We start from the raw sequence: 4,707 nt of genomic DNA, 5'->3' as shown, positions 1-4,707 counted from the left end.
TTGATGGCCCCTACTGAAGTTTTAGCGCAACAACATTATGAGAAGTTGTGTAGTTGGATGCCTCATTTAAATGTTACCGTTGATCTGCTTACTGGCTCCACCCCAGCCCCTCGTCGCAGGACGTTGTTACAGGATCTTGCTAATGGACAGTTGCAATTTTTAGTGGGCACTCACGCGCTTATTGAAGATCCAGTTAATTTTGTAAGTTTAGGCTTAGTAGTTGTAGATGAGCAGCACCGTTTTGGTGTTGCGCAACGCAATCGATTGCTGAATAAAGGGCTTCAACCCCATCTGCTCACCATGACGGCAACGCCAATTCCCCGAACCCTTGCACTAAGTGTGCATGGCGATTTAGATGTAAGCCAGATAGATGCTCTTCCTCCAGGGCGTTTACCAATTAAAACGCAAGTACTTAGTAATCAGGAGCGGTGGATTGCGGAGGAATTAATTAGAACTGAGGTGGCTGCTGGTCATCAGGCTTATGTAGTTTTACCTCTGGTTGATGAATCAGAAAAAATAGAACTTCGTTCTGCTGTTGAGGAACATCAACGATTGGCATATGAGGTGTTCCCAGATTTAAGCCTTGGCTTGCTACATGGTCGCCTTAGCAGCTCTGATAAACAAGCAGCCATCGAAGCATTTTCCCGTGGTGTCACTCAAGTTCTAATTTCCACAACAGTTGTAGAGGTTGGCGTTGATGTTCCAAATGCCACGGTAATGGTTATCGAACATGCAGAACGCTTTGGCCTTGCCCAAATGCATCAACTAAGGGGCAGAGTGGGAAGAGGAGCTTCCCCATCCCATTGCCTTCTAATTAATAACAGCAGTTCTGCGATAGCAAAGCAAAGGCTTGATGTTTTAGCGCGTAGCTCGGATGGTTTCGAAATTGCTGAGGTAGACCTTAGGTTGCGGGGTCCAGGACAGGTTTTGGGCACTCAGCAATCAGGCCTACCTGATCTTGCCCTTGCAAGTCTTAGCGACGATGGCAGTATCCTTGAAGAGGCTCGCGATGTAGCCCAAGCGATATTGGCAGCAGATCCTGAATTGATAGAACATCGCCAGTTGGCTGAGGATCTTGCCTTACAAAAACAAAAGTTAGCAAATGCTGCCCGCCTAAATTGAATTTTTTATTTAATATGCAACGACCCTGGAATTCACTAAGCATTCATGATTGTGGAGAGCCTCTAGTTAGCCTTCCAACCTGCTTAGCTCGCTGGCAGCCCCACCCGTATGCAGTTTTAGGGGCTCCATATCCTGAGGGAATTGACCCATTTCGACTACGCCAAGCAGTGCTGCTGCGGCTTCTTAAAGCTCAGTTGATTTTGCAACAAGGTCCACTCAAATGTGGGATCCTTGTATTTGATGCCTGGAGGCCAATTGCTGTGCAGCAGTACATGGTGGATTGGAGCCTCGCCCAGCCAGGGGCCACTGCTGCGGCCGTGGAAGCGTTATGGGCTCCACCCAGCACAAATCCCCTTACACCGCCTCCCCACAGCACTGGCGCAGCGGTTGATCTTTGTTTAGTGGGAAACAATGGGGTACGCCTAGCCATGGGTGGAGAAATTGATGCTTGCGGCGAAATAGCAAAACCGGAGCACTTTGCAAACGCGTTAGCGGGCTCAGAGCAAGAAATTTGGCAGTTTCATAGAAACCACCTAGCCAAGGCGATGGCAATGGTTGGTTTTAGCCAGCATCCCCATGAATGGTGGCACTTCAGCTACGGAGATCAAATGTGGGCCTGGCGCTGTGGAATTAGATCAGCGCGTTATGGAACAGCACCCTGCGATTGAAGTAGATCCCTTAGCTGCTTTTTCTCTAGTTGATTGCAATAGTCACCAAAACTTTGTTTCTTCCCGTTATCGCGCCAATGTTGCAACAAAGGTTTAATGGTGTTTTCAAGATCCATTAATGGAAGTTTTTCGAGGATCGGCTGCGCCAAGCGCGTGAGGCCTGGATTGCCCCCCAACCAGAGTTGATATTGATCAACACCACTTCCAACTAAAGCCAGCTCAGCCATATAAGGACGAGCGCAGCCATTTGGGCAACCCGTCATACGAAGCAGAATAGGTGTTGTAATTTCTTCCGCCTCAAGCAATTTTTCAAGTCTTTCAATTACTGAGGGCAGAATTCTTTCTGATTCAGTTATGGCAAGTCCGCAGGTTGGCAGCGCAGGGCAGGCGATCGCATGACGGGAAAGGAGGCTTGTTTCCGCTGGATTTGTCCAGCCGATTTCAGCAAGGGCTTCTGCTACTTCCTGACGCTGGTTACGGGCGATGTTGCAAAGCAAAATATCTTGATTAGCAGTAAGCCGTATTTCGGGAAGATAACGCTCCACAAGTTTACTTAAGCCAACTTTGCGTTCCCCATCTAACCGGCCACAAAGCAAGGGAAGACCAACAAACCAACGGCCGTCGCCCTGTTGGTGCCAACCCAAATAATCCTCTAGCACAGGCTTTGGCTCTTTTAAAGCTGTGGTAATGCCATCAGGAAAATAACGCTCAAGTTCGTTGCGGAACCAGGCGATGCCCCGATCATGAATCAGGTATTTCATGCGGCCATGGCGGCGTTGTTCGCGATCGCCGTTGTCGCGTTGCAAAGCCACCACGGCCTGCACAAGATCGAGTACATCGGTTCCTTTTACATAACCGAGACAATCAGCTGAACGGGCAAAAGTTTCCTCCTTGTTGTGAGTACGGCCCATCCCACCGCCCACGTAAACATTGCAACCTCTCAATTTCCCAGCCAAATCAGTAAACGCAACAAGGCCAAGATCCTGGGTTAACAAATCGATTGAATTGTCTCCAGGCACCGTTACACCCACCTTGAATTTGCGGGGCATGTAGGTGGAGCCGTAGAGGGGCTCTTCTGGATCACCACTGTTGAGCTTGCCCTCGAGCTGACGCTTACGCACCTTGCTGCAGGCGATTGACGGACGAATTTTGTAGCGCTTTTCTCCATCTACCCAAAGTTCTAAGTAGGCCCCTGCAGCTGCTTTTGGTGCCAATAGATCAGCAATATCGTCTGCTAATCGGCGAGCCACTGGATAGCCAAGGCCCTCATATGGGGCGGCTGGAGCCATCACGTTGCGATTGATATCGCCACAGGCAGCAAGGGTTGAACCCAGATTCCTAACTATTGATGCGAGCACAGTGCGGAGATCTTGCTTTGCAATGCCGTGGAGCTGAAAAGCCTGCCGGGTGGTAACACGCATGCTGCCATTGCCGTATTGATTGGCTAGTTGATCAAGAGCAAGGAAAAGTTGAGCGGGCACCCTGCCCCCTGGGCTGCGCAAGCGCAACATCATTCCCCAATCCTTAGCTTGCCCCTTGAGGCGGTTATCACGATTGTCTTGCTGGTAGGAACCATGAAACTTCAAGATTTGCACGGCCCCATCAGTGAAGAAGGGCAAATCGTTTTCTAGTTCGCTTGCAAGGGGCTCTCGCAGGTGCTGGCTGTTTGCCTTTAACTGCTCAAATTTGCTGGGTTCTTTAGAAGCCAAAGGAGTTGGCGCAATAGTCACAGGCTGGCTCAGGCTCCAGATCAACGTCTTAACAACGACCATAAACAATCCAGCCCGATGGATTCATAAAGTTGAAGAAGAAACCAAAAGAAGTTGCCCACATTCCTGTTGGAAATCGGAACCGAGGAACTCCCGGCCGATTTCGCTCGACTCGCCATACCTCAGTTACAGCAGTTGGTTGAGGCGGAATTACAGCTGCATCGTTTGGATTTTGGCAAGCTGCACTGCACAAGCACTCCAAGACGCCTCGCGGTTTTGGTTGAAGAACTCCAATTGCAAGGAAAGCCACAGAGCAATGAGCGAAAGGGGCCACCAGGCAGCCTGGCCTTCAGCGCTGGGAAACCAACGGAGGCAGCCCTTGGTTTTGCCCGCCGTTGTGGAGTGTCAGTTGAGAGCCTCGAAATAAGGGAAACAGCAAAGGGACCTTTTGTATTTGCAACTGTGGTGGAGGCAGGCAGTTCTTGCGTTGATGTGCTCACTAAGGCGATTCCCACCTGGATCAATGCGTTGCAGGGAAGAAGATTTATGCGTTGGGGGAACGGGGAGGAGCGCTTTTCAAGGCCCCTGCGCTGGTTGGTTGCAATGCTGGACTCTGAGTTGCTTGAAGTGAAACTTTCAAATACCGACCCAACGATTGTGAGCAGCTGCTTTAGCCGTGGCCACCGCTTAGCCCGAGAAGAAGTAAAAATTACAAGTAGCTTGTTATATAGTGATCAAGTAAGAGCCGAAGGCGTAATTGTTGATAGAGACGAAAGAGCTAAAATTATTGGCGAGAGTATAAATATAGCTGCTACAAAGCTTGAAGCAAAGCCAGACCTTCCCAAGGAATTATTTGAAGAACTAATAGATTTAGTTGAAGCCCCATTAATGATAATGGGTACTGTGCCAAATCATTATTTGGATTTACCGGCAGAGGTGCTATGCACTGTAATGCGAGTTCATCAGCGTTACGTTCCTCTTTATGCAAGGAGCACAGTTGTAGACCCCTTATCACTTAGTGCGCGCGAATATCTATTACCAAAATTTCTTTGCATCACAAATTCATTACCCGAAGCTGTTGAGCAGGTGCAGCGCGGCAATGAAAGAGTGTTAGAAGCACGATTGGCAGATGCAAAGTTTTTTCTGTTGGCAGATCAAGCAATTACATGTGAGGAACGTCGTTCCCAGCTTTCACGGGTAAGCTTTGC

Annotated in this window: 4 protein-coding genes; 3 read left to right on the top strand and 1 reads right to left on the bottom strand. The window is 49.2% G+C overall.

Annotated features, from left to right (window positions below; genetic code table 11):
* Nucleotides 1–1,122, top strand: a 1,122-nt coding sequence (locus AC2JC8_RS09155; RefSeq protein ID WP_484594583.1) for an ATP-dependent DNA helicase RecG, incomplete at its 5' end; no start/stop codon positions are given.
* A complete protein-coding gene (locus tag AC2JC8_RS09150) occupies nucleotides 1,119–1,790 on the top strand; it encodes a M15 family metallopeptidase (RefSeq protein ID WP_484594582.1) in 672 nt (223 codons plus the stop codon). The genes AC2JC8_RS09155 and AC2JC8_RS09150, both read left to right, overlap by 4 nt.
* Here the strand turns inward: AC2JC8_RS09150 and AC2JC8_RS09145 are convergent.
* Nucleotides 1,766–3,520 carry an NADPH-dependent assimilatory sulfite reductase hemoprotein subunit gene (locus AC2JC8_RS09145; protein ID WP_484594581.1) on the bottom strand — a complete coding sequence of 585 codons (1,755 nt, stop codon included), beginning with the start codon at nucleotides 3,518–3,520 and terminating at the stop codon, nucleotides 1,766–1,768. The two genes, AC2JC8_RS09150 and AC2JC8_RS09145, sit on opposite strands and share 25 nt — an antisense overlap.
* Before the next feature lie 108 nt (nucleotides 3,521–3,628).
* Between AC2JC8_RS09145 and glyS the strand changes: the two genes are divergently transcribed.
* Nucleotides 3,629–4,707, top strand: a 1,079-nt coding sequence (gene glyS / locus AC2JC8_RS09140; RefSeq protein WP_484594580.1) for a glycine--tRNA ligase subunit beta, incomplete at its 3' end; no start/stop codon positions are given.

The organism is Synechococcus sp. (assembly GCF_982614295.1).
The sequence above is the reverse complement of the archived record's forward strand: the minus strand, read 5'-3'. Positions and strand labels throughout refer to the sequence as shown.